At 61.2% G+C, this 26,503-nt stretch carries 27 protein-coding genes; 17 read left to right on the top strand and 10 right to left on the bottom strand.

Features of this window, described 5'->3' with window-relative positions:
- From kdpB to M1B35_RS07270, 4 genes are all read left to right on the top strand, one after another.
- Complete coding sequence (gene kdpB / locus M1B35_RS07285) at positions 1 to 2,100, top strand: potassium-transporting ATPase subunit KdpB (RefSeq protein WP_268261603.1); 2,100 nt, start codon at positions 1 to 3, stop codon at positions 2,098 to 2,100.
- A gap of 62 nt (positions 2,101 to 2,162) precedes the next feature.
- Positions 2,163 to 2,714, top strand: coding sequence for a potassium-transporting ATPase subunit KdpC (gene kdpC / locus M1B35_RS07280; RefSeq protein WP_268261602.1), 552 nt, complete (start codon positions 2,163 to 2,165; stop codon positions 2,712 to 2,714).
- Positions 2,715 to 2,793: 79 nt separating this feature from the next.
- Positions 2,794 to 5,445, top strand: a complete 2,652-nt coding sequence (locus tag M1B35_RS07275; protein WP_268261601.1) for a sensor histidine kinase — start codon at positions 2,794 to 2,796, stop codon at positions 5,443 to 5,445.
- 67 nt (positions 5,446 to 5,512) lie between these two features.
- Complete coding sequence (locus M1B35_RS07270) at positions 5,513 to 6,208, top strand: response regulator (RefSeq protein ID WP_123328266.1); 696 nt, start codon at positions 5,513 to 5,515, stop codon at positions 6,206 to 6,208.
- A 66-nt stretch (positions 6,209 to 6,274) separates the two neighbouring features.
- On the opposite strand, the gene M1B35_RS07265 is transcribed toward M1B35_RS07270, so the two are convergent.
- Positions 6,275 to 7,312, bottom strand: a complete 1,038-nt coding sequence (locus M1B35_RS07265; RefSeq protein WP_123328265.1) for a patatin-like phospholipase family protein — start codon at positions 7,310 to 7,312, stop codon at positions 6,275 to 6,277.
- Between the two features lie 212 nt (positions 7,313 to 7,524).
- Here M1B35_RS07265 and M1B35_RS07260 point away from each other — a divergent pair, with 212 nt between their 5' ends.
- The 3 genes from M1B35_RS07260 (at position 7,525) to M1B35_RS07250 (ending at position 9,619) form a co-directional block, all read left to right on the top strand.
- Positions 7,525 to 7,803 (top strand): hypothetical protein, encoded by a 279-nt coding sequence (locus tag M1B35_RS07260; RefSeq protein ID WP_123328264.1) that lies wholly within the window; start codon positions 7,525 to 7,527, stop codon positions 7,801 to 7,803.
- A 147-nt stretch (positions 7,804 to 7,950) separates the two neighbouring features.
- Positions 7,951 to 8,718: a CHAD domain-containing protein gene (locus M1B35_RS07255; RefSeq protein WP_268261600.1), complete on the top strand. Its 768-nt coding sequence runs from the start codon at positions 7,951 to 7,953 to the stop codon at positions 8,716 to 8,718.
- A 103-nt stretch (positions 8,719 to 8,821) separates the two neighbouring features.
- A complete protein-coding gene (locus M1B35_RS07250) occupies positions 8,822 to 9,619 on the top strand; it encodes an acyl-CoA thioesterase (RefSeq protein WP_268261599.1) in 798 nt (265 codons plus the stop codon).
- Positions 9,620 to 9,627: 8 nt separating this feature from the next.
- Here M1B35_RS07250 and M1B35_RS07245 read toward each other — a convergent pair whose 3' ends face one another.
- From M1B35_RS07245 to M1B35_RS07235, 3 genes are all read right to left on the bottom strand, one after another.
- Positions 9,628 to 9,990, bottom strand: a complete 363-nt coding sequence (locus M1B35_RS07245) for a terminase (protein ID WP_268261598.1) — start codon at positions 9,988 to 9,990, stop codon at positions 9,628 to 9,630.
- 128 nt (positions 9,991 to 10,118) lie between these two features.
- Entirely contained in the window at positions 10,119 to 11,600 is a 1,482-nt protein-coding gene (locus tag M1B35_RS07240) for a methyl-accepting chemotaxis protein (protein ID WP_268261597.1), read from the bottom strand.
- An 85-nt stretch (positions 11,601 to 11,685) separates the two neighbouring features.
- On the bottom strand, positions 11,686 to 12,492 hold the full coding sequence (locus M1B35_RS07235) for a TatD family hydrolase (RefSeq protein ID WP_123328260.1): 807 nt from the start codon (positions 12,490 to 12,492) through the stop codon (positions 11,686 to 11,688).
- A 235-nt stretch (positions 12,493 to 12,727) separates the two neighbouring features.
- Here M1B35_RS07235 and M1B35_RS07230 point away from each other — a divergent pair, with 235 nt between their 5' ends.
- The 3 genes from M1B35_RS07230 (at position 12,728) to M1B35_RS07220 (ending at position 15,243) form a co-directional block, all read left to right on the top strand.
- The gene (locus tag M1B35_RS07230) at positions 12,728 to 14,149 is read left to right on the top strand and encodes an MltF family protein (RefSeq protein ID WP_123328259.1); all 1,422 of its coding nucleotides are present in this window, start codon (positions 12,728 to 12,730) and stop codon (positions 14,147 to 14,149) included.
- Positions 14,150 to 14,250: 101 nt separating this feature from the next.
- A complete protein-coding gene (locus M1B35_RS07225; protein WP_268261596.1) occupies positions 14,251 to 14,685 on the top strand; it encodes a DoxX family protein in 435 nt (144 codons plus the stop codon).
- 249 nt (positions 14,686 to 14,934) lie between these two features.
- Entirely contained in the window at positions 14,935 to 15,243 is a 309-nt protein-coding gene (locus M1B35_RS07220; RefSeq protein ID WP_123328257.1) for a class I SAM-dependent methyltransferase, read from the top strand.
- A gap of 75 nt (positions 15,244 to 15,318) precedes the next feature.
- On the opposite strand, the gene M1B35_RS07215 is transcribed toward M1B35_RS07220, so the two are convergent.
- A complete protein-coding gene (locus M1B35_RS07215; protein ID WP_123328256.1) occupies positions 15,319 to 15,948 on the bottom strand; it encodes a response regulator transcription factor in 630 nt (209 codons plus the stop codon).
- Between the two features lie 424 nt (positions 15,949 to 16,372).
- Here M1B35_RS07215 and greB point away from each other — a divergent pair, with 424 nt between their 5' ends.
- Positions 16,373 to 16,846 carry a transcription elongation factor GreB gene (gene greB, locus M1B35_RS07210; protein ID WP_221178410.1) on the top strand — a complete coding sequence of 158 codons (474 nt, stop codon included), beginning with the start codon at positions 16,373 to 16,375 and terminating at the stop codon, positions 16,844 to 16,846.
- Between the two features lie 31 nt (positions 16,847 to 16,877).
- Here greB and M1B35_RS07205 read toward each other — a convergent pair whose 3' ends face one another.
- A complete protein-coding gene (locus M1B35_RS07205) occupies positions 16,878 to 19,382 on the bottom strand; it encodes an ABC transporter permease (protein ID WP_268261595.1) in 2,505 nt (834 codons plus the stop codon).
- On the bottom strand, positions 19,382 to 20,065 hold the full coding sequence (locus M1B35_RS07200) for an ABC transporter ATP-binding protein (RefSeq protein WP_123328254.1): 684 nt from the start codon (positions 20,063 to 20,065) through the stop codon (positions 19,382 to 19,384). The genes M1B35_RS07205 and M1B35_RS07200 overlap by 1 nt, the downstream gene beginning before the upstream one ends.
- Positions 20,066 to 20,075: 10 nt before the next feature.
- On the opposite strand from M1B35_RS07200, the gene M1B35_RS07195 reads away from it, so the two are divergent.
- From M1B35_RS07195 to M1B35_RS07185, 3 genes are all read left to right on the top strand, one after another.
- Positions 20,076 to 20,681, top strand: coding sequence for an arylesterase (locus M1B35_RS07195; protein ID WP_123328253.1), 606 nt, complete (start codon positions 20,076 to 20,078; stop codon positions 20,679 to 20,681).
- A 55-nt stretch (positions 20,682 to 20,736) separates the two neighbouring features.
- A complete protein-coding gene (locus M1B35_RS07190) occupies positions 20,737 to 21,030 on the top strand; it encodes a hypothetical protein (RefSeq protein ID WP_025127171.1) in 294 nt (97 codons plus the stop codon).
- A gap of 130 nt (positions 21,031 to 21,160) precedes the next feature.
- Positions 21,161 to 22,129, top strand: a complete 969-nt coding sequence (locus tag M1B35_RS07185) for a L,D-transpeptidase family protein (RefSeq protein WP_123328252.1) — start codon at positions 21,161 to 21,163, stop codon at positions 22,127 to 22,129.
- Between the two features lie 127 nt (positions 22,130 to 22,256).
- Here the strand turns inward: M1B35_RS07185 and oprI are convergent, their stop codons facing one another.
- Positions 22,257 to 22,508, bottom strand: coding sequence for an outer membrane lipoprotei OprI (gene oprI, locus M1B35_RS07180; protein WP_013791646.1), 252 nt, complete (start codon positions 22,506 to 22,508; stop codon positions 22,257 to 22,259).
- A 656-nt stretch (positions 22,509 to 23,164) separates the two neighbouring features.
- Between oprI and M1B35_RS07175 the strand changes: the two genes are divergently transcribed.
- Positions 23,165 to 23,446, top strand: coding sequence for a GNAT family N-acetyltransferase (locus M1B35_RS07175; protein ID WP_123328251.1), 282 nt, complete (start codon positions 23,165 to 23,167; stop codon positions 23,444 to 23,446).
- Between the two features lie 62 nt (positions 23,447 to 23,508).
- Here M1B35_RS07175 and M1B35_RS07170 read toward each other — a convergent pair whose 3' ends face one another.
- Both M1B35_RS07170 and M1B35_RS07165 read right to left on the bottom strand, forming a co-directional pair.
- Positions 23,509 to 24,585: a 3-deoxy-7-phosphoheptulonate synthase gene (locus M1B35_RS07170; RefSeq protein WP_123328250.1), complete on the bottom strand. Its 1,077-nt coding sequence runs from the start codon at positions 24,583 to 24,585 to the stop codon at positions 23,509 to 23,511.
- A gap of 140 nt (positions 24,586 to 24,725) precedes the next feature.
- Positions 24,726 to 25,160: a PilZ domain-containing protein gene (locus M1B35_RS07165; RefSeq protein ID WP_123328249.1), complete on the bottom strand. Its 435-nt coding sequence runs from the start codon at positions 25,158 to 25,160 to the stop codon at positions 24,726 to 24,728.
- Between M1B35_RS07165 and M1B35_RS07160 the strand changes: the two genes are divergently transcribed.
- Positions 25,159 to 25,545 carry a thioredoxin family protein gene (locus M1B35_RS07160; RefSeq protein WP_268261594.1) on the top strand — a complete coding sequence of 129 codons (387 nt, stop codon included), beginning with the start codon at positions 25,159 to 25,161 and terminating at the stop codon, positions 25,543 to 25,545. The genes M1B35_RS07165 and M1B35_RS07160 overlap by 2 nt on opposite strands.
- Entirely contained in the window at positions 25,545 to 26,501 is a 957-nt protein-coding gene (locus M1B35_RS07155; protein WP_268261593.1) for a putative 2-dehydropantoate 2-reductase, read from the top strand. Before M1B35_RS07160 ends, M1B35_RS07155 begins: the two co-directional genes overlap by 1 nt.
- Positions 26,502 to 26,503: the final 2 nt, after the last annotated feature.

The following is a 26,503-nucleotide window of genomic DNA, read 5'->3' as shown; positions in this document are numbered from 1 at the left end:
ATGAATATGCAGATTCCAGCCTCGAACAAGGCCGCTTCCCAGGTTGCCGAGGGCCAGCGCGCCAACGCCAGGCACGGCGCCTCCGAGCAACAGAAAACCTCCATCGCAGCGCTCTGGCGCCCGGCGTTGGTGCAAGCCTTCGTCAAACTCGACCCGCGCCAGTTGCAACGCTCGCCGGTGATGCTGGTGGTCGAGCTGACGGCGATCCTCACCACCGTGCTGTGCTTTATTCCCGACACCGCGGTGCCGACCTTCGTCGCGGCGCAGATCGCCCTGTGGCTGTGGTTCACCGTGCTGTTCGCCAACTTCGCCGAAGCCTTGGCCGAAGGTCGTGGCAAGGCTCGTGCCGACAGCCTTAAAGCGGGCAGTGAGGGCCTCAGTGCGCGGCGTCGGCAAGCCGATGGTGGCTTCCAGATTGTCCCGGCCGCTCAGTTGCGCAAAGACGATGTGGTGCGGGTTGAGGCCGGGGAGATGATCCCCGGTGACGGCGAAGTCATCGAAGGCATCGCGGCGGTCAACGAGGCAGCGATCACCGGCGAATCTGCGCCGGTGATTCGTGAGTCCGGGGGCGACCGCTCGGCCGTCACCGGCAACACCCGGCTGGTGTCCGATTGGCTGCTGGTGCGGATCACTGCCAACCCGGGGGAGTCGACCCTGGACCGCATGATTGCGCTGGTGGAGGGCGCCAAACGCCAGAAAACCCCCAATGAAGTGGCCCTGGACATCCTGCTGATCGGCCTGACTCTGATCTTCCTGCTGGTGGTCGTGACGCTGCAGCCCTTCGCCCACTTCGCCAACGGCAGCCTGCCGTTGGTGTTTCTGGTGGCCTTATTGGTGACCCTGATCCCTACCACCATTGGTGGCCTGCTGTCGGCCATCGGCATCGCCGGCATGGACCGCCTGGTGCGCCTGAACGTGATCGCCAAGTCCGGCCGAGCGGTGGAAGCGGCGGGGGACGTGCACGTGTTGCTGCTGGACAAGACCGGCACCATCACCTTTGGCAACCGTCGTTGTGCGGCGATTCATGCTGCCCCGGGCGTGACCGCCAAGGAGATGGCCGAAGGCGCCTTGTTGGCATCCCTGGCCGACGACACGGCGGAAGGCAAATCCATCGTTGACTACCTGCGCGGACTTTATCCACAGCCTGAGCCGGGTGCCGATGCATTGATTGGTGTGCCGTTCAGCGCCGAAACCCGTTTGTCGGGGGTGGATTACCAAGGCCGTGTTTACCGCAAGGGGGCGGTGGATTCGCTACTCAGCTTCGTCGGCCAGCAACGCAGCGACCTGGCGCCGGCCCTGTCGCGGGAAATCGACAAGATTGCCCAGAGTGGCGGCACCCCGTTGCTGGTGTGTGCCGAGGGCCGGTTGTTGGGCGCCATCCACCTCAAGGACGTGGTCAAGCCCGGGATTCGTGAGCGCTTCGCCGAGCTGCGCAAGCTGGGGATCCGTACGGTGATGGTCACCGGCGACAACCCCTTGACCGCTGCGGCCATCGCCGCTGAAGCGGGAGTGGATGACGTGTTGGCCGAAGCCACTCCGGAGAAGAAGCTGGCACGGATTCGTCATGAGCAAAACGACGGGCGCCTGGTCGCCATGTGCGGTGACGGCGCCAACGACGCCCCGGCCCTGGCCCAGGCGGATGTGGGCATGGCCATGAACGACGGCACCCAGGCCGCCCGCGAGGCCGCCAATATGGTGGACTTGGACAGCGATCCGACCAAGTTGCTGGACGTGGTGCAGATCGGCAAGGAACTGCTGGTTACCCGTGGCGCCCTGACCACCTTTTCCATTGCCAACGACGTGGCCAAGTACTTTGCCATTTTGCCGGCCCTGTTCGCGGCGATTTATCCACAGCTTGGCGTGCTCAACATCATGGGCTTGAGCAGCCCGCAGAGTGCGATTCTCTCGGCCATTGTGTTCAACGCCCTGATCATCGTAGTGCTGATTCCCCTGGCCCTGCGCGGTGTGCGGGTGCAGGCGGCGAGTGCGGCGCACCTGCTGCGGCGCAACCTGCTGATCTATGGCGTGGGCGGGATCGTGGTGCCGTTCGTGGGCATCAAGCTGATCGACATGCTGCTCACCGCACTGCATCTGGTGTAACCCTTTTTGCAGGGGCCGGTTCGCCGGCTCTTGCAGGGACTGACTGAATCGAGGATTGAGAGATGTCTAGCGTATTGCGTCCGGCCTTGAGCCTGATGGTGTTGATGACCCTGATCACTGGCGTGGTCTACCCCTTGGTGGTGACGGGTGTGGCCCAGGTGGCGTTCCCGGATCAGGCCAATGGCAGCCTGGTGCGAGATGCCGACGGCAAGGTGCGGGGCTCGGCCCTGATCGCCCAGGATTTTACCGGCGATGCCTGGTTTCACCCGCGTCCTTCGGCGGGGGCCTTTGCGACGGTATCCAGCAGTGCCAGCAACCTGGCGCCGAGCAACCCGGCCCTGGCCACGCGGGTGATCGACGACGCCAACAAGTTGCAGGTACCCGGTCAGGGGCCGGTGCCCCTGGCGTTGCTGACCACGTCGGGCAGCGGTCTGGATCCGCACTTGCCTCCCGCAGCGATTAACTATCAACTGGCGCGGGTCGCCGCGGCGCGTAACCTGCCGCCAGCGACCTTGCAGCAACTGGTCGCTGCCCATACTGAGCAACCGTTGGTGGGGCCACCGGTGGTCAATGTGCTGGCGCTGAACATGGCGTTGCAACGGCTAGCGTTGTAGGTGCGGACAGGCTTGCGCTACACAGGTAACCACAGGCTCGCAGCAGGATGGATAGGTTTGAGTTCAGAGAGAGAATGGCATGAGTGATTCCGACCGCGCCGATGCGCTGTTAGCTGATTTGCCCCGGGACGGTCGTGGTCGACTCAAAGTCTTTCTGGGCGCCGCCCCCGGCGTCGGCAAGACCTACGCCATGCTCCAGGCGGCCCACGCCCAATTGCGCCAGGGGGTGAAACTCCTGGCCGGGGTGGTGGAAACCCACGGCCGGGCGGAAACCGAAGCCCTGTTGGGCGGCTTGCCTCAGCAGCCCTTGGTGCGTTCCGAATACCGCGGCGTGATGCTCGAAGAGATGGACCTCGACGGTCTGCTCAAAGCGCGGCCAAGCCTGGTGCTGGTGGACGAACTGGCCCACAGCAACGCCCCGGGCAGCCGCCACGCGAAGCGCTGGCAAGATATCCAGGAGCTGCTCGCCGCCGGCATCGATGTATTCACCACGGTCAACGTCCAGCACCTGGAAAGCCTCAACGACCAGGTGCGCGGGATCACCGGTGTCCAGGTGCGGGAAACCCTGCCCGACTGGGTCCTGCAAGAAGCCTATGAGTTGCTGCTGGTGGACCTGCCGCCGCGGGAACTGCTGGAGCGCCTGCGCGATGGCAAGGTTTATGTGCCGGAGCAGGCGCGGGCTGCCATCGATGCGTTCTTCACACAGACCAACCTCACGGCCCTGCGTGAGTTGGCCATGCAGACGGCGGCGGCCCAGGTTGATAACGATCTGGCCCAGGGCTATCGCCAGTTGGGGCAGGCGGCACCGGCGGTTCGTGGCCGCCTGTTGGTGGGTGTGGACGGCGATGACCAGGCCGAACGCCTGGTGCGTCACGCTAGCCGGGTGGCCCAGCGGCGTCACCTGCCCTGGAGTCTGGTGCACGTGGATAACGGCCGGGCGGCCGATGAGCAGTCACGCTTGCGTCTGCAGGCTGCCCAGCAATTGGCCGAGCGCCTGGGTGGCGAGGTGGTGCTGTTGCGCGCCGGCGAGGTGGCGAAAACCCTGATCCAACACGCCGCTGAGCGCCGCGCCAGCCTGGTGCTGGTGGGCCAGTCGCGGCAACGCTTTCGTCGTCGCTGGTTCGGTGGGGGGTTGGCGGAGCGCCTGCTGCGCCATGCACGGGGCCTGGAAATCAACGTCCTCGACACGGAACTGCAACAGCAAGCCCCGGGGCTGCGGGTGCGACCTTCCCCGGTCTGGTTTGACTACGCCCTGGCCCTGGTGGCGACGGCCTTGGCCAGTGCCCTGGCCTGGGGCGTGGCCAGTGTCCTGCCGTTGCCCAATATCTCCCTGGTGTTCCTCGCCGCGGTGTTGCTGGTGGCGGTGCGCAGCAGCCTGGGCCCAGCCCTGGCCTGTGCGGCGCTGTCGTTCCTGACCTATGACTTTCTGTTTATCCCGCCGAACTTCTCGTTTTCCATCCAGCGCGAAGAGGATGTCCTGACCCTGTTGTTCTTCCTGATGATGGCGGCGCTGACCGGCAACCTTGCCGCGCGACAGCGCCGGCAGTTGCAGGCCCTGCGTGATACCCAGGAAGAAACCAGCGAATTGCTGGACCTGTCGCGCAAGTTGACTGCCGCCACGGATCGGCAAGCCGTCATCAGCGCCGCCGCCCAGCATTTGAATGGCTGGGAGGAGATGCAGCTCTGCCTGCTCAACCGTGACGGCCAAGGTGGCTGGAAGGTGGAAACCGGTGGGCCCTTGGTGTTTTCCGAGTCGGAGCGGGCGGCCGCGGACTGGGCCTGGCAGCACGATCAGCCCGCCGGGCTGGGCACCGGAACCCTGCCTTCCGGGCGCTGGTGGTGGTGGCCGTTGTCCGTGGAGGACGGACCTTTGGGGTTGCTGGGTGTCTGCCCCAAAGAGGGCGAGACCTTCAGTGGTCAGCGGCGGCGCCTGCTGACTGCCCTGAGCCAGCCCTTGGCTCAGGCCCTGGCCCGGGCGCAACTGGCCGAAGACTTGGAAGCGGCCCGTCTGCATGGGGAAACCGAACAGTTGCGCAGCGCCTTGCTGGCTTCGGTGTCCCATGATCTGCGCACGCCATTGACCTCGATGCGCGGCAGCATCGACAGCCTGCTGGCCCTGGGCGAGGCGATTCCCCTGGAGGATCGTCGCGAACTGCTGGAGGGCACCCGGGATGAAGCCGAGCGCCTGGATCGCTACATCCAGAACCTCCTGGACATGACGCGCCTGGGCCACGGCGCCTTGAAGCTGGCCCGCGATTGGGTGGCCCCCGGCGACATTGTCGGCAGCGCCCTGGGCCATTTGCGAGCGGTGTTGGCGCCCCTGCACGTCACGACCGAGGTGCCAGCCGCGTTGCCGCTGCTTTATGTGCATGCCGCGCTGATTGAGCAGGCGCTGGTCAATGTCCTGGAAAACGCCGCACGCTTCTCCCCGGTCCAAGGGCGCTTGCAACTGCGGGTCGCGGCCGCTGACGGCGAACTGTGCTTTGCCGTGAGTGACGAGGGGCCAGGAATTCCGCCCGAGGAGCGCAGCAAGATTTTCGACATGTTCTATACGGCGGCGCGAGGTGATCGGGGTGGGCAAGGTACGGGGCTGGGCCTGGCCATCTGCAAGGGCATGGTGGGTGCCCATGGTGGGCACATCAGTGTTGGCGACGGCATTGAGGGTCATGGCACCTGCATCACCTTGCACCTGCCTTTGCCGACCCAGCCCGGGCTGGAGGGCGAACCTTGAATGCCAAGCTCCGTGTCACCGCTGGCTGCGCTACTCTGCAGCCCTCTATCAGCGTTGAATTCACACCATGAGCCAGATCGCGACCATCCTGGTCATCGACGACGAACCGCAGATTCGCAAATTTCTGCGCATCAGCCTGGCCTCCCAGGGCTACAAAGTGCTGGAAGCCGGTACCGGTACCGAGGGCCTGGCCCAGGCGGCGCTGAACAAACCGGACTTGCTGGTGCTCGACCTGGGCCTGCCGGACATGGACGGGCAGCAAGTGCTGCGTGAATTTCGCGAGTGGTCCGCGGTGCCGGTGCTGGTGCTGTCGGTGCGGGCCAGCGAAGGGCAGAAGGTCCAAGCCCTGGACGGCGGCGCCAACGACTATGTGACCAAGCCTTTCGGCATTCAGGAATTCCTGGCGCGGATCCGCGCCTTGTTGCGTCAGGCACCGGCGGGCGAGGCCCAGGAAGCGGCGTTGCAAGTGGGCCCGCTGACTGTGGACCTGGCCTATCGCCGTGTGTTGCTGGACGGGGCCGAGGTGGCTCTGACCCGCAAGGAATATGCGGTGCTGGCGCAGTTGGCCCGGCACCCGGGGCGGGTGATCACCCAACAGCAATTGCTCAAGGATATCTGGGGCCCAACCCACACCGAGGACAGCCATTACCTGCGTATTGTGGTGGGCCATCTGCGGCAGAAACTGGCGGATGACCCGACCCAGCCGCGCTTCATTGTCACCGAGGCGGGGGTGGGTTACCGCTTGTTGGCAGGCGAGGGTTGAGGGCATTGATGACCCGCTCTCCGCGGCCTGCAAAACATGGCAGGGCCTGGCTGGCCGCCGGTGCATTCAAGGCAAATCGTTCTCGTAGCGGTCCAGGGTATCGCGGGCAATTTCCCGTCCCAGCGCGATCAGCTCCGGGGCCTTGTAGAACTCAAAGAAGCGGCACACCCGCTTGGGCACGTTGATCAGGATATCCGGGGGGTAACCGGCGATCTTGTACTGCGCCAATGACGTCTGCATCACCTCGAAGCTCTGGTTGATCAGGTCCAGCAGGGACGCCGGGCCGACGTTATCGATGATGAACGAGCCACTGGCCGACTTCGGCGCGCCTTCGGACTCCGGAGCTGCGGCCGGTTGCTGGGCCTCGGGCTCGGCGGACTCGATCCATGGGTTGATATCGGCAGCTTGGGCCTTCAGTGCTTCCTGTTCGAGCAACAACAATTGCTCGGCCTGCTTGCGGCGGAACGGTAGGTGCGAGCCGAGGGAGTTGATCAGGCTGTCGAAGCGGCTTTTGAAGGCCGGCGGGCGCTGGATGACCGGCAGTTGATAGTGGCGCTGGTTGGTGGAGTTGAGGTTGACGGCAATGATCAAGTCGCAATGACTGGACACCACCGGCACGATCGGCAGTGGGTTGAGCAGGCCGCCGTCCACCAACATGCGGTTGCCCTGCATCACTGGAGTGAACAGGCTGGGAATCGCTGCCGAGGCACGCATGGCTTGGTGCAGGCAGCCCTCCTGGAACCAGATTTCCTGCTGATTGGTCAGGTCCGTGGCCACGGCCGTGTAGGGGATGCGCAGCTCTTCGATGTTGATTTCGCCAACGATCTTGCGGATTTGCCCGAAGACCTTTTCCCCGCGAATGGCCCCCAGGCGAAAGCTGACATCCACCAGGCGCAGCACGTCTAGGTAGTCCAGGCTTTCGATCCAGTCCCGGTATTCATTGAGCTTGCCGGCGGCGTAGATCCCACCCACCACTGCGCCCATGGAGCAGCCGGCGATGCAGGCAATGTCGTAACCGCGCTTTTCGATTTCTTCGATGACCCCGATATGGGCGTATCCCCGGGCGCCGCCAGAGCCCAGGACCAATGCAACGCGCTTTTTCATGACTCATCCCTTCGGCAATCAGTTTGCAACAATGCACCTATTGGGTGCCTGGGTTCAATTCCCGGCCGCGAGCAGCGCGGGTTTTTCTAGGGGCGATGCCATCGCCCGGCTATGCTCTGGCGAGTTGGATTTTCCGTTGTAGGGGCTAGGCACTTTTCAGTGTCGGCACCGTCTTAAGCTCTACGACTGTTTGCTCTTTTGAGGTGTCATCGATGAAAGCCTGGATCTGTTTACCCCTGATTGCGTTGGCCCTGGCAGGTTGCGCCGGCAAAACCGCCTACCGTGACAGCTGCGGCACCCAGTTGGACGCGGCCTGGCATGAGCTCGACCTGGCCAAGGCCGAAGGTTTCGCCGGCACCGTCAGCTATTCCAAAGCCCTGTCGTTGCTGACCGGCGCCAAGACCCAGCAGCAGTTCGAGGCCTTCGAGGGTTGCACCAAGAAAGCCGAGAAAGCACGCTTCTACATTCGCGAATCCCGCGCCGGCCGCTGATGCGGGCCGGCCCTCGGACTCACGCTGTGGGCTCCGCAGGCCTTTATGACGCAGCGCAATGCTGTGGCATCCTGCGGTGTCATTCTTGAGACAACTGGGGCGGCGGCAGGGAGCCGTCCTCTGGATTGCTCGATTCGAGGGTCAATAATGTCTGCCTTGGTTGATCGTTTGGTGGCTCAGGTCCTGGGCCTGGAAGTCCGTTTGTTGGCGTGTCAGGCGCGTTTGGCGGTGGCCACCGATCCGGAAGCGCTGCATGACTTGCGCACTACGGTGCGTCGCTTGCGCAGCCTGTTGCGCCCGTTGCGTGGTTTGCCGGGCGTGGAGCAACTGGAGGCAGCCGCGTCGGCGGTGGGCCAAGTGACCACGCCTTTGCGCGACCGAGAGGTGCTGGCCGCCTACCTGCATGAGCATGGCCAGCATGAGGCTGCCACACGGCGCATGGCGCAAATGGCCGAAGCCTATCCGAATGTGGCGCAAGGGCCGGAGTTGGCACAATTGCTCTTGGTGTTGGACGCGTTTCCACGATTCTTACGGGCCGCGCAGCGCCAGAAGATACTGCGAGGCTTGCGCCAGCGCATTGAAAAACGCCTGGCCAAGCAGTGGGGGGCCCTGGACCAGACCCTGCATGACCCGGCCCATGATCGCCATCGCCTGCGTTTGTTGATCAAGCGCGTGCGCTACGCGGCTGACGCCTACCCGGAACTGGGGCAGTTGCCCGCCAAAGCCATGTCCCGACTCAAGGCCGCCCAAGGCGCGCTGGGGGATTGGCATGATTGCTGGCAATGGCTGGCGCGAGCCGAACACGAACCCGACCTGCTGCCCTGTGTGCCGGTCTGGCGCAGCACCATGCTCAAAGCCGAAGCCCGTGCCGATAAGGTCCTCGCCAGGCTCAGCCTCGATTGCTTCAAGCGCTGACGCTTCGGCTTATCTGTCCGCGGGTTTGGCGGGAATAATGGCTGTGTGGCAGTACGCTGCTGGTTAAGATCCCCGAGTCTTCTTCTGTTGCCTTGAGGTTTGCATGCGCTTTTACGATTTGCTCGAAGCTGTTCGCGCCCAGCCATCGGCATTGTCGATCCCGGCTGAGTGGGCCCAGGGCCGTGCCAGTTTTGGCGGATTGGTGGTGGCCTTGCAGTACGAGGCGATGCGCGCCAAAGTGCCGCTCGATCGGCCGTTGCGTTCTCTGGCGATTACCTTTGTCGGGCCGGTGGAGCCGGAGGTGCCGGTGAGCTTTGAGGTGGACGTGCTGCGCGAAGGCAAAGCAGTCAGCCAAGTGCTGGGACGGGTCATGCAGAAGGAGCAGGTGGTGACCTTGGTGCAAGGCAGTTTTGGTGCCTCAAGACCGTCCGAAGTTACGGTTCCGGCGCTGCCTGCACCTGCGATGAAACACTGGGATGAATGCCAGGAGCTGCCTTATATCAAGGGCGTGACCCCGGAGTTCCTGCGTCATCTGGCGATGCGCTGGGGCTTGGGCGACCTGCCGTTTACCGGCAGTCAATCCCGCGAGATGGGCGGTTGGGTGCGCTTGCGCGGTGACGTCAAAGAGGAGCCGCTGACCGAGGCCCATCTTCTGGCCCTGGTGGATGCCTGGCCACCGGCGCTGTTGCCGCATCTGACCAAGCCGGCGGCGGGCAGCACCCTGACCTGGACCATTGAGTTTGTGCAGCCCTTGTTGGCGTTAAGCACCCTGGACTGGTGCAAGTATCGGGTGGAGATCGAACATGGCCGCGACGGTTACGGGCACACCGCCGCCACCTTGTGGAGTCCCGATGGCCAGTTGATCGCCCTGAGCCGGCAGACGGTGACGATTTTTGGCTGAGGCGTTGATCAACGGTGGTGGCGCTGGCGCCAGGCTCGCCACCACGCACCGCTGAGCACAAAGCGCGGGAAGGTCAGGAACTGCTCCAGCAACAGGCGTTGGACGGCGTCTTTGCGATCGCTGAAGGGCTCGGCTGCTTGCGCCTCCAGGCTGTGGCCGTGGCGCTGCAAACCCAGTGCAGCGAGCAACCCGACCACCCCGATGGCAATGCTCAAGAAACTCAACGAGAAGATCCCCGAGGCAATCAACAGGAAGCCGATGATGAACAGCGGCACGGCAATCAGGTGCAACACCAGGTTGGTCGGGTTGCGGTGATTGTCCGGGTAGGCGCGCCATTGCCAGGCTGGAAGGTTGGGGTGACGTTTGCCCATGGTGATCATCCTTAGTTCATGAAAACTCGTGAGCCAAGAATAGTTCGCCGCCGTGGCCTCGACGAATCAAGGCTGGCTATCGGGTTCATAGGCGCCGCCTGACAGAGAGCGGGGCGAGTGGGATGCCGCTACAGCTTCAACTGACCGATGGCTTTGCTCAATTCGCCGGCCAGGGTCGCCAGTTCGTTGCTGGTGGTGGCCGAGTTGACGGTCTGTTGCACCGTGTTTTCTGTGACATCGCGAATGCTCACCACCGCGCGATTCATTTCCTCCGCGACCTGGCTTTGCTGCTCGGCGGCGACCGCAATCTGAGTATTGCTTTCACGCATCTGTGCCACGGCACCGGTAATGTCTGCCAGCGCTGCACCCGCCTCTTGGGCCTGTTGCACGCAATCGTCAGCTTTGAACGAGCTTTCCTGCATGAAGTCCACCGCGTCCCGGGTTCCGGCTTGCAGCGCCGACACCATGGTGGTGATTTCGTCGGTGGAGGCTTGTACGCGTTTGGCCAGGTTTCGCACCTCGTCGGCCACCACGGCAAAACCGCGACCCATCTCGCCGGCTCGCGCGGCTTCGATCGCGGCGTTCAGGGCCAGGAGATTGGTTTGCTCGGCGATGCTGTGGATAACGCTGACCACGCTGTTGATCTTCTGGCTGTCTTCGGCCAGGCGTTGAATCATTTCTGCGGTTTGTTGGACCCCGCTGGACAGGCCGGCGATGGACTTTTGTACCCGGCTGACCACTTCCTGGCCGCTGCCGGCGAGGGTATCGGCGGTTTTTGACAGGTCCCGCGTGGCGCCCGCGTGTTGTGCGATGTGGTAGACGGTGGCGGACATTTCGTTGATGGCCGTGGCGGCCTGATCGGTCTCGCTTTGCTGGCCGAGCATGCCGTGGCGCACCTCGTTCATGCTGGAGGCCAGGCGCGCCGCGCCTTGATCCAGTTGCCGGGCGGTGTTGGCCACGGTGTTGACCACCCGCTGATAACCGGCCTGCATGGCGTTGAAGGCGTTGGCCATTTGCCCGACTTCATCCTTGCAGGCTAGGGGGACACGGGCCGACAGATCGCCGGTTTTCTCCACGTGCAGCATCACGTCTTTGAGGGTGTTGAGTTGGCTGAGGAGAAAGCGGATCAGTAATTGGGAGGCCCCGAGCATCGCCAGCATAAGGATGAACACCGCCACCGCATAGTTGGCAAAACGTTCGCCGAACACCTGGCTCAGGCTAGGACCGTAAGCCAGTACCGCCACCTGCTGACCGTCGGCTCGGCTGACCACTTCGGCACCCATCAACGGGTTGTCGCCGAACAGCGGCATGTAGCTGAGCTCGACCCAGCCTTTGGCGGTGCTCAGTTCCGGGAGCGGTTGTTGGTTGAGGCTGGGTGTCTGGCCCTGATGAACGCTCAGCAGATGGTCTGCAGTGGGCAAGGGCTGCCCGTTTGGCCAGGCACTGAGCAATCGCGCCTGGGCCTGGGCGGATTGTTGCGAAGCCTGGCTGCGTGCTTGTTGTTCAAGCTGTACTGCGTACAGCACCAGGAGCAGGGTGGTGACAAAGGCGACCGCATTGACCGCCCAGAATTTGTACTTCAGCGAGATATTGCTAAGCCAGGCACCCATGGAAGGTCTTCTCTGATTGAGCGGAACAGTATTGGCAAGGTGCCATTATTTTGCCGCTACTCAGTCAGACGAATCTTGATATGGGTCAAGCTATTTCTGGCAAACCGAAGAAGGCTCGTGAGCACGCTGTGCTGTGGGCCGCCAGGTCTTCCTGGCTTTCGTTACGATGCAGGGCCACTTCGCGCAGGACTTCCGTCAGGTAGGCCGGTTCGTTACGCCCGTTCTTAGGCTTGGGCCTCAGGCTGCGTGGCAATAGATAGGGCGCATCACTTTCCAGCATCAGGCGTCCACGAGGAATGTCGCGTACCAGCGGGTGCAGGTGGGTGCCTCGGCGCTCATCGCAAATCCAGCCGGTGATGCCGATGTGCAGGTCCAGGTCCAGGTAGCTGAACAGGGCTCGCTGTTCACCGGTGAAGCAGTGAATTACCGCGGCCGGCAGGCGGTCGCGAAAGTCCCGCAGAATCTCCAGCATGCGCTGGTTGGCGTCGCGCTCATGGAGAAAGACCGGCAATTGCAACTCGACGGCCAGGGCCAGGTGTTCTTCCAGGACCTTTTCCTGCTGCGCGCGCGGGGAAAAGTCGCGGTTGAAATCCAGCCCGCATTCGCCCACTGCCCGCACTTGCGGTTCACTCAACAAGCCACGTAGACGTCGGCCGCTGTCGGCATTCCAGTCCTTGGCGGAGTGGGGGTGGATACCGGCGGTGGAGAACAGTCGCTGGTTGCTTTCGTCCAGTTGCAGGCACAGTTCCAGGGCCTGCTCGCTGCCTTCGATACTGGTGCCGGTCAGGACCAGTTGGCAGACGCCAGCCGCGTAGGCTCGGTCGAGAACGGCTTGGTGTTTTTCGGCGAAACTGGAGTTGGTCAGGTTGACGCCGATATCGATGAGTTGCATGGTGCTACCTCCGCCTGCGGCCGGAAAGCATATCAGAGCTGTGGATTTATAAGAAAAGCCAAGAACTACAACGACTTGAAGCTGTCTGTTGCTGCCGGAAGAACGCACTGCCTGTGATATCCACACGTGCCGCGCTCCGTCTTTCGCACGTTGCCAGCGCTCCAGGCGCTCTGTTTCTTTCGAGCAATTCTTCAAGAAGCAAGAAGGATTGACCCCGTATTCTTCCGGAGAGCGGATGACCCGACCCTCTGTTTTACTCGTGCTGTGCCTGTCGTGGCTGCTGCCCTTGCCTGCGGTTGCGCGCTTGACTGGCCCGCCGGAAGTCATTGCGGCGGGCCAGGTTCGCGACCTGGCGGAGATTCGCAGTAGCCGGGTGCTACGGGTGCTGGTCAATCAGAGTCGCAACAGCTCCGGTGAGGTCCAGGGCCAGGCCATTGGCGTCGAGTACCACCGCTTGAGGGCCTTTGAGCAATACCTCAATGGGTATGCCCGTGACGGCCAGGCCATCAAACTCAAGATTATTCCCAAAGCCAAGGACCAACTGCTGGGTGCCTTGCAGCGAGGAGAGGGCGACCTGGTAGCGCCCGGGGAACTGCTGGAGGCTCAGTCCGGGCAGGCTGTTAGTCCCAGTGACCCCATTGCCAGCAATGTTCCACTGTTGTTGGTGGGGAAAAAGGGCGAGCGTCGTTACACCCGGGTCGAGCAGTTGTCCGGCAAGACCCTCGCGCTGACCACGGGCAGCGCTGCAGGTGATTCTGTGAGCTTGCTCAATCAACAACTGGCCCTGCACAAGTTGGCGCCGATCAAGGTGGAGTGGGTCGATCCCAGCCTGGCGGTCGAGGATGTGCTGGAAATGGTCCAGGGCGGGATATTCCACCTGACCATCGTTGAGCAGCCGATTGCCGAGCGCTGGAGCAAGATCCTGCCCAAGTTGCGTTTTGACAAGCAACTGAAGATCAGTGAGCCGGGGCAGGAGCATTGGTTCGTGCGGCGTGACGCGTCAATGTTGCGTGCCAGTATCGACCGCTTCCTCAAGACCTATAAAACGCCGGCCGACCTGGACGTGGCTTTCTTGCGTATCTACCGCCGTCTTTACCAAGTGCATTACCCGTTGGCCCGGGCTGATCGCCAGCGCTTGGAGAAGCTGCGTCCGGTGTTGCAGAAGCATGCCGGTGAACAGGGTATGGACTGGTTGAACCTGGCGGCGCTTGCCTTCAAGGAGTCAGCGCTGCAACCCAATGCCAAAAGCGGCAGCGGCCCCACTGGGTTGATGCAGATTACGCCGTCGGCGGCGCAGCGGGTGGGGGTGAGCAATATCCAGTCCCTGGATAACAACGTGCAGGCCGGCGCAAAGTACCTGGCGATGATTCGCCGCAAGTTTTTCGCCAGTCCCAAGCTGAATGAGCGCGAGCGCATGGCCTTTGTGCTGGCGGCCTACAACATGGGGCCGGAGCGGGTACAAGGGATGCGCACGGAGGCCAAGCGCAGGGGCTTGAACCCGAACCAGTGGTTCTTCCAGGTGGAGCGCATCGCCATGGAGCAGGTGGGAATGGGGGCGGTCAGCTATGTTAATAGCGTCAATAAATACTATTTGGCGTTCGATCGGGAGCGTGACTCGTTGGAGCCTCAGGAGAGAAAAGTTGCCTCACGCAAATAATCGATAAATCTGATTGTTTTGACGGGTTTTTTCGGCTTTTATCATTATAAAAACTGATTAGTATGGCGACCAATTCTTCTCCAAACACAAGGAACACCCCCATGAGCACTCTGATCACTAAGCTGTTGAGCACCCGCGCTGGCTATGGCTTGACTGTCTTGCGAATCTTTGTCGGTATCATTTTTGCCGCACACGGTGGGCAGAAACTCTTCGGACTGTTTGGTGGCTATGGCTTGGCCGGGACCGCGCAATGGATGGAGAGCATCGGCTTGGCGCCGGGTTACTTGATGGCATTGCTGGCGGGCGGTACGGAGTTTTTCGGCGGCCTGGCATTGATCATCGGCCTGTTGGCACGGCCGGCGGCATTGGGCTTGTCGTTCACGCTGCTGGTGGCGATTTTCTCGGTGCATATCAGCAACGGCCTGTTCATGGCCAACAACGGTTATGAGTTCGCCCTGGCTCTGCTGGGGGGCACCATCGCTGTCCTGTTCGAAGGCGCTGGCAAGCTGTCGCTGGACGGCGCGATCATTAAGTAAACACGGAGTTTGAACAAAAAAGGCCCGCCCAATGCGGGCCTTTTTCGTTGCAGCAGATTCTTGACACTGTCCTACCCGTTTCTCTAGGATGCTGCCCATGCGCCGATTTAAACAGCTACTTGCGGGGCGCCAGGTGAGTCAGAAGACCACCGATAGAAGCTTGAACAAGGCTTCGAAATACCGCTAAAGCGCTGGTTCGGTGTTGCCTCTCACCTGCCCGGCAGAAACTTGAGGCAGAGACACGACACGATGAATGCACTACGCCCCTTTGTACGTCTTGAGCCGATCACGGCGAACCTCGCCTTGCGCAATCCCAAAATCCTTCTCTCGGGCACTCACCAGCCCACACTGCTGCGTTATCTCGACGGTTGGCCACGGCGAAATGCAGGCCCGGCGGCCTTTCTGATTCAGTTTGTCGAAGATGGCGAATCATTGGCGCGCTTTGCCAACGACAGTTTCGATCTGGCGGTGGTTCAGGCACCCAATGCCGAGCAGGCCGCCGATGTCATCAAGCATCTGACCCGCATTGCCCGCCAGGGATTGCTGACTCGGCGCTGATATCACCCGGTGATCGTTCGCCAGTGAGCACGGTGCTCACCGGCACAGCGAACGAGTGGTGCAAACATCCCTACCTCAAACGACGGCGTTGCGCTTGGCCAACTCTGCCAGGGCCACCAGGTTGGAGATATTGAACCGTTTGAGCAGTCGCACTTTATAAGTACTGACGGTTTTGTGGCTGATTAACAGCGTCTCAGCGATCTGTTGGTTATTGAGCCCTGTGGCCAACATTTTGAGGACGGTTATTTCTCGGTCTGTGAGCCGAGAGATCAAGACGCTTTCCTGGCTTGCGGCACTGGTGTTCTGCTGCAGGATGTTGATGGTGTCTTCCGGGAAGTAACTGTAACCCGCCAAAATCGCTTTGACGGCGCTGGCCAGTTCATGCAGGTTTTCAGTTTTGCAGATAAACCCTGCCGCACCGGCTTGAAGGCAGCGCAGCGCGAAGTTCTTGGAATCGCTGGAGGTCAGGACCAGGGTCTTGACTTGCAGCCCGGCTGATTTGATGTGGGCGATGACCGAGAAACCGTCAAGCTTGGGGATGCCCAGGTCGAGAATCAGCAAGTCCGGAAGGTGCTTGCGCACCAATTGAACGGCATCGGCGCCGTTGTCGGCCTCGGCGATAATCCGGTGGTGATGGGGTTCGAGTATGGATCTTATCGCTAACCGAATCAGCGGGTGGTCGTCGACGATAATGATGTTTCCCATTGAGTACGTTCCCTTTGGTGGGTTGAACATTTGGGTGGTCGTGGCTTGCGCCGGGAAGTCGTTGCTAAGTCTTGGGTTGAACGTGTTGCTGTTGTTCAGGCTTATGATTGTCTGACCTCTCTGAAATCTAAATCGGACAAATCTGATAGTTGTGTCCGGTTTGTCGAGAGGGGCCGTGAGGGTCGTGGAAGGCTTGTTGCGGGTAGGGTTTTCGCTGTCGAAGCGGGCCGGCCAGGCGGCGTTGATTTATTATCCGGGCTCGGCAAGGTAACTTACCCAGCGGCCTAACCGAGGCGGCTCTGGACTGAGGTTTTTAGCAAGGCAGCGCAAGACTTCGAGCATTCAGAAGTGAGGCGTGAATCAGTTATCAGGGCTTGTTTCGGCAGCGCAACAGCGACTTCAAAGCACCAGGGTGGTTAGCCAATTGAGTACCAAGCTCATTACGCAGGAAGGTTACGAAGCTCTGAAGAAAGAGCTCGATTATCTGTGGCGGGAACATCGCCCCGACATTACGCAAAAAGTCACGTGGGCCGCCTCCTTGGGGGATCGGAGTGAGAATGCGGACTACCAGTACAACAAGAAGCTCCTCCGAGAGATTGACCGCCGGGTGCGCTATTTGCGCAAGCGCCTGGAGGACATGAAAGTTGTTCCTTATGTCCCTGAGCAGGAGGGACGGGTATTTTTCGGAGCCTGGGTCGAAGTTGAAAACGAAGAGGGTGAGACCAAGCGTTTTCGCATCGTCGGTTACGACGAGATTTACGGGCGTAACGACTACATCTCTATCGACGCCCCCATGGCTCGGGCCTTGCTGAAGAAGGAAGTGGGCGATGAGGCGTTGGTTCAGACGCCAGGGGGGGAGACCTGCTGGTGGATCAACCTGATCGAGTACAACCGCTAAGCCCGCCCCGAGGTGCGGCGGGCTGAGCTCTTCAGCCCTCGCGCAGCACCGTCAGCGGGCTGGCGTTCAGGGCGCGGCGTGTACCGAATACCCCGGCGCTTCCGACCAGCAATGCGCCGATCAATGGCAACAGCAGTAACCAAGGGTGAGGGTGCCACGGCAGGTCGAAGGCGAAGCGGTAAAGCACCAGGCTGATTACCTCACAACCCAGGGCTGCCAACAGGCCGCTCATGGCGCCGAGCAGGCCGAACTCGATCCGGCGTGCCTTGACCAACAACCGTCGTTCCGCGCCCAGTGCCCGCAGCAGTGCACCCTGATGAATACGTTCATCCAGGGTGGCTTGCAGGCCGGAAAACAGCACTGCCAGCCCCGCCGCCAAGACAAACAGCAACACGTATTCCACGGCCAGCGTGACCTGGGCAAGGATGCTGCGCAGTTGCTCGAGCAAGGCTTCGACCTGAAGAATGGTCACCGCCGGGAAGGCCCGAGACAGCTCGACGATTTGCTGATCGTTACCGGCGCCGAGGTAGAAGCTGGTCAGGTAAGTGGTCGGCAAGTCTTTCAAGGTGCCTGGCTGGAAGATCATGAAGAAGTTCGGCTGGAAGTTATCCCAGTTGATCTTGCGCAGGCTGGTGACCTGGGCCTCTCGGTTGACGCCCGCCACAGTGAACGTCAGGCGATCCCCCAGTTTCAGCTTCAGGCTCTCTGCAACCTTGCCTTCCACCGAGACGCCAGGCAGATCAGCGCTGGGCTGTGCCGACCACCAAGTGCCTGCGGTAATGCTGTTGCCCGCCGGCAGGTCGGCGGCCCAAGTCAGGCTCAGGTCGCGCTGCACGGCGCGATCGCCGCTGGAGTCTTTGCTGACGATTTCCTGGACGGCCTCACCGTTGATGCTGATCAGCCTTCCCGGCACCACCGGGTAGAGCGGTGCCGACGGTGCGGAGAGTTGCACCAGGCGCTCGGTAAAGGCTTGTTTGTCGGCGGGCAGGATGTTCAGAGCGAAATAGTTGGGGGCGTTTTTCGGCAACTGGTTCTGCCAGGTGTCCAGCAACTCGCCGCGCAACAGGGCAATCAGCGCCATCGACAAGATGATCAAGCCAAACGCCAGGGATTGTCCGGCTGCGGCCAATGGGTAGCGCAACAACTGCCCCAGGCCCAAGCGCCAGGGCAGGGACGAGCGGGCCAGCAAGCGTCGCAGGCTTTGCAACACAAGCAGCAGCAACCCGCCGAGGATCACCGCCGCCACTACACCGCCGCCGAGCAGGGCGAAGGTCAACACCAGGTCCAGACTCAAGCGCCACATGATCAGCCCCAGGGCAAAGAGCGCGGCGCCGTAGATCAGCCAGGTGCTGGAGGGAATCGGTAGCAGGTCTCGACGTAGCACCCGTAGGGGCGGCACGCGGCCCAATGCCGCCAAGGGCGGCAAGGCAAAGCCGGCGAGGGCGACCAGCCCGGTGCCGATGCCGGCGATGGCTGGCAGTAAACCGCCGGGTGGCACATCGTTGGGCAGCAGGTCATGAAGCAGGGAAAACAGGCCGAACTGGGCCAGCCAGCCAAGCAGGGCGCCGCTTAGGCTGGCCAGTAGACCGAGAACGGCCAATTGCATGCTGAACAGCAGCAGGGTTTCCCGCCGTGACAGGCCCAGGCAGCGCAGCAAGGCGCTGGCATCAAAGCGACGGGCGGCAAAACGGTTGGCCGACAACGCGACCGCAACCCCGGAAAGCAGCACGGCCACCAGGCTGGCCATATTCAGATAGCGCTCGGCTTTGCCCAGAGCACCGCCGATCTGCTGATTACCGTCCCGGGCATCCTGCAGGCGCTGGTTGGCCGCCAGGCCAGGCTTGAGCAGCTGCCGGTAGGTTTCCAAGGCTGATGAGGTGCCGCGCCACAGTTCCTTGTAGCTGACTCGACTGCCGGGCTGGACCACACCGGTGGCGTCCAGGTCCGAAAGGTTGATCAACACTCTGGGCGTCAGGCTGTAGAAGTTGCCGGCACGGTCGGGTTCATAGGTCAGGACCCGGGTCAGGCGCAGGCTTTTCATGCCAACGTCGATGCTGTCGCCAATCTTCAGGTCCAGGGCCGTCAATAGGCGCGACTCCACCCAGGCTTCGCCCGGTTTGGGGCCGCCCCCCGCTTCTTCTGCGGCATAAGGGGCGGCAGCGCTTTTTAGTTGGCCGCGCAGGGGGTAGGCCTCATCGGTGGCCTTGATGCTGGACAGCTGGATGCTGTTGTCCGTGGCGATGACGCTGGAAAATTCGACGATGCGGGCGTGTTCGAGGCCCAGCTCTCGGCCGCTGTTAAGCTGCTCAGCGCGCGCTGGCGAACTGCCTTCAAGCACCAGGTCTGCCCCCAGGAACTCCGTTGCACGCAAAAGCATCGCGCCGTTGAGACGGGCCCCGAAGTAGCCGATGGCGGTGCTGGCCGCAACGGCCACCAGCAAGGCGAAAAAGAGGACCCGCAGTTCGCCGGCGCGGGTGTCGCGCAGCAATTGGCGGAGGGCGAGGCTGAACAAGCGCAACAGTGGCAAGCGTGCCATCAAGGCTCCAGAGGGGCGACCAGCAGGCCCGCTTCAAGACGGATCAGGCGCCGGCAGCGATGGGCCAGGCGTTCATCGTGGGTGACCAGCACCAGGGTGGTGCCGCGCTCCTGATTGAGCTCGAACAACAGATCGCTGATGCGCTCGCCTGTATGGCTGTCGAGGTTGCCAGTGGGTTCGTCGGCAAACAGCACGTCGGGTTCGGCGGCGAAGGCTCGGGCAATGGCGACGCGTTGTTGTTCGCCGCCGGAGAGTTGCCGTGGCGAATGGCTCAGGCGCTGCCCAAGGCCAACCCGTTGCAGCAGTTGTGTGGCGCGTTCCCGGGCATCTTTGCGACCGTCCAGCTCCAGCGGCAGCATGACGTTTTCCAGGGCGTTGAGGCTGTCGAGCAACTGGAAGGACTGAAAGACGAACCCCACATGCTCGGCCCTGACTCGCGCCCGTTGATCTTCATCCAATGTGCTCAGGGCGCGGCCGGCGAGCGTGACTTCGCCGCTGCTGGGAAGGTCGAGCCCGGCCAGCAGGCCAAGCAGGGTGGATTTTCCGGAACCCGAGGCGCCGACGATGGCCAGGCTGTCGCCCTGGTTCAGGTCCAGGCTGAGTTCGTGCAGGATGGTCAGTTCACCTTCCGCGCTGGGAACCACTTTGCTAAGGTTCCGCGCAGTGAGAATGCTTGCGCCCATGGAGAGTCCGATGCGTGTGTGGTTTTTGAGTGCTGGCTTGGCCCTGATGTGCATGGCCCATAACGCAGCGGCGGGTACAGTCCTGATCGTTGGCGATAGTATCAGTGCGGCTTTCGGCCTGGATACCCGACAAGGCTGGGTCGCATTGCTCGAACAGAGGCTCAAGGCCGAAGGTTTCGATGACCAGGTGGTCAATGCGTCGGTCAGTGGCGACACCAGTGCAGGAGGCCAGGCGCGCCTGCCGGCGCTGCTTGCAGAGCATAAGCCCGAGTTGGTGATCCTGGAGCTGGGGGGCAATGACGGCCTGCGTGGGCAACCGCCAAAGCAATTGCAACAAAATCTTGCGTCGATGATCGACAGCTCCCGGGCCAGCGGTGCCAAGGTGCTGCTGCTGGGCATGCGCATTCCACCTAACTATGGCGTGCGTTACACCCAGGCGTTTGCGGCGGTGTACAGCAACCTGGCCGACGAGAAGAAGGTCGCTTGGGTGCCATTTTTCCTGGAGGGCATTGCCGGGATTCCCGGGCTGATGCAGGCCGATGGTCTGCACCCCGCTGCAGTCGCTCAGGGCAAGTTGCTGGAAAATGTCTGGCCGACGCTAAAACCGCTGCTTTGACGCTTTTCTAGCGGCAGTGTTTCGGCTAATGTGGCGCCCCGATTTGGAGCCCCCGATGCCGCGTCCCGCCTGGTCCCTGTTTGCCTATCAACTGATCGAGCCTGATGAACAGCTTGACCTGTTCGCTTGCCAGGAAGTTAAGGTGCATCTGGTCACGCGGCAGTTGGAGTTGGGTGGGTCCGCCGACCGGACCTTGTGCGGCACCTTGTTGCCGGCGCAACCTCGCTGGTCGAGCGTGGACCGAACCATTTTCCAAGACCAGCGGCTCTGTCCACTGTGTCGGGCGATTCTGGAATCGCAGAAGCGCGGCACGCCACCGATCTGGCCCGAGTTACGCTTCGAACTCTAGGCCATCGCGGCTGCTGGTATTTCGACAGGGATTTCGTCTGACTGCGCTTCTGCCCAGGCGGCTGCCTCAGCCTTGGGTGGCGGTGTACAATCGTTTTTATTTCCCGTTGATCATGCGAAGGATTTTCCGGATGTTGCCGCGTTTTCCCGCCGTCACCCGCTGCCTGACCCTTGCTGCACTGTGTGTGGCCGGCCCCGTTGCAGCGTTGGAATTGCCTCTACCACCGCCTGGCGAAGACATTGTCGGCCAGGTGCAGGTGATCAAGGCCAAATACGAAGACACCTTTGCTGACCTGGGCACGACCTACGACCTGGGTTACCTGGAGATGGTCGCGGCCAACCCGGGGGTGGACCCATGGTTGCCCGGTGCGGGCACCGAAGTGGTGTTGCCGACGCGCTTCATCCTGCCTCCAGGGCCTCGCGAAGGCATTGTCATCAACCTGGCCGAGTACCGTTTGTACTACTTCCCCAAGGGCCGGAACGTGGTCTACACCTTCCCCTTGGGGATCGGTCGCGAAGGTTGGGGCTCGCCTATCGCCCACACCAGCATCACCGCCAAGACGCCGAACCCGACCTGGACGCCACCTGCATCGATCAAGGCGGAGCATGCGGCCGATGGTGATCCTCTGCCGAATGTGGTGCCGGCGGGCCCGGACAATCCCCTGGGGCCCTTCAAGTTCACCCTGGGTACGCCTGGCTACCTGATCCACGGCTCGAACAAGAAGTTTGGTATCGGCATGCGCACCAGCCATGGTTGCTTCCGCATGTTCAACAACAACGTGCTGGAAATGGCCGGGATGGTTCCGGTGGGTACGTCGGTGCGGATTATCAACGACCCGTACAAGTTCGGCATCAGCGCCGGCAAAGTCTATCTGGAGGCCCATACACCGTTGGATGACAAGGGCAACCCGTCGGTGGTGGACAAGCACACGGCGGTGATCAACGCCTTGCTCAAGCGTGAGGACCTGGCGAACAACCTGCGTATGAATTGGGACGTGGTGCGTGACGTCGTGGCAGCCGAAGACGGCCTGCCGGTAGAGATCGCCATACCCAACAATGCGCCCGTCGTGTCTAGCGCGCCTATCGATCTGCAGCAGTAAGCGATGGGGCAGAGACCCGTCTATACCTGGGGGTATCGGCGGGTTTTTTTATGGCTGGAAGAAAGTCCAGGCCATAAAAAAGCCGACCCATAAAATGGATCGGCTTTATAACAATCCCGAGGGACTATTACTTGCGGCTAGCTTTTTCAAGCATACGCAGAGCGCGCTCGTTAGCTTCGTCAGCAGTCTGTTGTGCTTTTTGAGCAGCAGCCAGAGCTTCATCAGCTTTACGGTAGGCTTCGTCTGCACGAGCCTGAGCACGAGCTGCTGCATCTTCAGTAGCAGTCAGACGAGCTTCGGTTTCTTTAGTTACGCTGCTGCAACCGGTAGCCAGAACTGCGGCCAGAGCCAGAGCAGAGAATTTCAGAACGTTGTTCATCGTGTTCCCCTTCAAGGACTTTCTATTAATAGCTATCACCCCAGAGTGAGGAAATAGCCGGCGTACATACTACCCATTACTTGTAGTAAGTAAACTGACGTAGCGCAAGAAGCAAAAAAAATTCTAGGCGGTGAATCTTTTTAGGGCAACTTTTCATTCGGTTGTATAAAAAATATGCAATGGCAAGGTCTGGCCGGGGGCTGTGGCTCACGCTGTGATAGCTCTGTCGGGCCAGCCAGGTCGCAGTTTCGGAGTGTAGGCTAGAGTCGCTTTATATTGCCTGGGCTACACTTTTCTTCAGATTTGCCAACCGCTCTCCAGGTATCTTTATCCATGTTGAGGTGACTTTAAGAAGGTGCGCTCGTCTTAAAGTTCAACATCCGGCGATGTTTGGACCGTGGGCCATTTTGCAGTGCTTTCATTGTGCTATCTGTGTGAAACGCTGATCGGGGCTTGGCGGTCTTGTGTCATGGATTGCCAAGACGAGCGTGCCTTGAGCATTTGCGCCAATGACGCCTACTATTTGTATCGTGCTCGTTGTTCGAGAGCGATAGCTCTCCTCGGTGTCCAACTGGCACGGGGTGGCGTAGTTGTTCCTTCGCCGGAAAAACATCGGTAAGGTAGGGGTCATAATTCCAGACCCGCAAGGAGTAGTGATGAGCGAGGCGTTGTCCATCCACCATGACCAGGCTGGTCATCAGTTCGAGACCAATGTGGACGGTCATCGTGCCTACCTGACCTATATGGACCTGGGTAAGCAGACCCTGGATATCTATCGGACCTTTGTACCTAATGCGCTGCGTGGCCGCGGCATTGCTGCTGCGCTGACCGAGCAGGCGCTGGATTACGCTGAGAGCATGGGCTACACGGTCATTCCGTCATGCTCCTATGTCGAGCGCTACATGGAGCGTCATCAGCGCCACGCCGCGAAGCTGTGATCGAGGCCGCTCCATAAAAAACGCCGGGCAATGCCCGGCGTTTTTGTGTCTGCCAAAAGCAATCAGCTGCGATTGCGTTTCGGCAACACGTCCTTGAGCTTGGCGTGCATGCTGCGCAAGGTTTTCTCGGTGCTTTCCCAATCGATGCAGGCATCGGTAATCGACACGCCGTATTGCAGTTCGGCCAAGTCTTTCGGAATGGCCTGGCAGCCCCAATTCAGATGGCTCTCGACCATCAGACCGATGATCGACTGGTTGCCTTCGAGAATCTGGTTGGCGACGTTCTCCATCACCAGTGGCTGCAGTGCCGGGTCCTTGTTGGAGTTGGCGTGGCTGCAGTCGACCATGATGTTCGGCTTGATCTTGGCCTTGACCAGGGCCTGCTCGCACAGGGCGACACTGACCGAGTCGTAGTTCGGCTTGCCGTTGCCGCCGCGCAATACCACGTGGCCATAGGCGTTGCCTTTGGTGGTGACGATGGACACGCCGCCTTCCTGGTTGATGCCCAGGAACCGGTGCGGGCTGGAAACCGACTGCAGGGCGTTGATCGCCACGGTCAGGCCGCCATCGGTACCGTTCTTGAAGCCTACGGCCGAGGACAGGCCGGACGCCATTTCACGGTGGGTCTGGGATTCGGTGGTGCGTGCGCCGATGGCCGACCAACTGATCAGGTCCTGCAGGTACTGCGGGGAGATCGGGTCCAGGGCCTCGGTGGCGGTGGGCAGGCCCATTTCCGCGAGGTCCAGCAGCAGTTGACGACCGATGTGCAAGCCGTCCTGGATCTTGAACGAGTCATCCAGGTACGGGTCGTTGATCAGGCCTTTCCAGCCGACGGTGGTCCGCGGCTTCTCGAAGTAGACGCGCATGACGATATAGAGCGTGTCGGAGACTTCAGCCGCCAGGACTTTCAATCGCTCGGCGTACTCGTGGGCCGCCTTGATATCGTGGATCGAGCACGGTCCGATCACGACGAACAGGCGGTGATCGGTGCCATCGAGAATATTGCGGATCACCTCGCGACCTTTGGTTACGGTACGCAGGGCAGTGTCGCTCAGAGGGATGTCTCGCTTGAGCTGATCGGGGGTGATCAGAGTCTCGTTCGAGGCGACGTTAAGGTCGTTGATCGGTAAATCAGCCATCGTGTTACTCGTCAGGTCACGGGTGCCGGCCGCCAGCGATCCCCGCGCGGCGGAGCACAGCGGATTTAAGCGCGTCGGGGAGCCGAACCTTAGCGCGTTACCCGGTGACTCGACAATGGGCAGACAGGGGTTTTATCCCGCTAAGGCTGCACAAAAGCCTGACGGACCTGTTCATGGGAAAAATCCTCGGCATGCTGCTGAACCCACTCCAGTGCCAGCGCCTGCATCTGCTGTTGTTCGGCCTTGGGTTCATGCAGGCGGCAATAGCGCTCGATCTGGAAAACCTGTTCGCCCATTCGCGCACCAAACAGGGTCTGTTCATCGACAAAGGCGATGCCCACCAGGTAGCCATGCTTGCGCCTTAGGCACCAGGCCACATAGCCGTGATAACAGATGTGCTCGCCCAGAGAGGGCATGCGTACCTCCAGCGCCGTACCGCGGCGCCAGGCCCGGTGGTAATTGCAAGCCATGCCGCCGAGGCTGATAGTGTGCAGCCGCTGACGGGAAATACACGAGTGTTTACGTAAGGTCAGCTCGACCGGAACATCATCAGGATGAGGTAAAAAACGTCCCATGAGCGCGGACTCCAAGTCTCAGCTATTTGACATTGTTTCAGCCAGTATAGTGGCCGAACTGGAACTGACCGATTTCGATGCAGACCAACGGTTGCTGGCGTTGAGCGGGGTTTCGCTGGTGATTTTCACCAGCCCCGGTTGTGCCAGTTGCCGTTGGGCTCGTCAGCAACTTCCAGGCCTGAAATTGCCAATCGACCGTCTGTGCTGGATCGATGCCGGGAACAACGGTGGCGTGGTACAGCGTTATCAGGTTTTTCACTTGCCCGCGTTGTTCGTGGTGCGCGATGGCGAGTTTTACGGTGCCGTGCATTCGCGGCTGAATGCCCGTGAGCTCAGCGAAACCCTCGAGCAGGCGCTGAACAGAACTCCGGAGGAGTTGCCTTGATGGAGTCAAACCAGAAGCCGCGTATCGGTATTATCGGTACCGGTGCGATCGGTGGATTTTATGGGCTGATGCTGGCCCGAGCAGGTCTCGATGTGCACTTTCTGCTGCGCAGTGATTTCTCCGCCGTGGTCGAGCACGGGCTGCAACTCAACAGCGCCGTGCATGGTGCGTTGAACCTGAACCCAGTCCAGGCCTACCGCGCTGCTGAAGACATGCCGCCTTGTGATTGGCTGCTGGTGGGCACCAAGACCACGGGCAATATAGATTTGGCGCCGACGATCGTTCAGGCATCGGCTCCGGGTGCAAAGGTGCTGTTGCTGCAAAATGGCCTCGATGTTGAAGAGGACCTGCGGCGCCTGTTGCCCGACTCGCTGCACCTGCTGGGCGGTCTGTGCTTTATTTGCGTGAGTCGCTCTGGGGCCGGCCTGATCGAGCATCAGGCGCTGGGGGCGGTTCATCTGGGTTACCACAGCGGTCCTGCCGCCGAAAACGAGCCTCTGCGCCAGGGGATCGTCGAGGAGGGCGCTGCGCTGTTCCGCCAGGCGGGCGTCGACGCTCTGGCCATGGGCAACCTGCAACAGGCGCGCTGGCAAAAGCTGGTGTGGAACGTGCCTTACAACGGCTTGTCGGTGTTGCTCAAGGCTAGCACTGCGCCCTTGATGGCTGATGCCAGCAGCCGCGCATTGATCCTGGCCTTGATGGATGAAGTGGTACAGGGCGCCAGAGCCTGCGGCCACCACCTGCCTGACGGTTATGCGGAGCAGCTGTTCAACATGACCGAAAAAATGCCTGATTATTGGCCGAGCATGTATCACGACCATGTGCATAAACGTGCGCTGGAGTTGGCTGCCATCTATGAGGCGCCCCTGGCGGCTGCTCGGGCGGCGGGCTGCGAGTTGCCGAGAATCGAGGCCTTGTTCCAGGCCTTGAGTTTTATCGATCGATACAACGCTTGACG

The organism is Pseudomonas morbosilactucae (assembly GCF_023241665.1).
Taxonomy (GTDB): domain Bacteria; phylum Pseudomonadota; class Gammaproteobacteria; order Pseudomonadales; family Pseudomonadaceae; genus Aquipseudomonas; species Aquipseudomonas morbosilactucae.
Note: the sequence above shows the minus strand (reverse complement) of the source record. Positions and strands in the feature narration are given on the sequence as shown.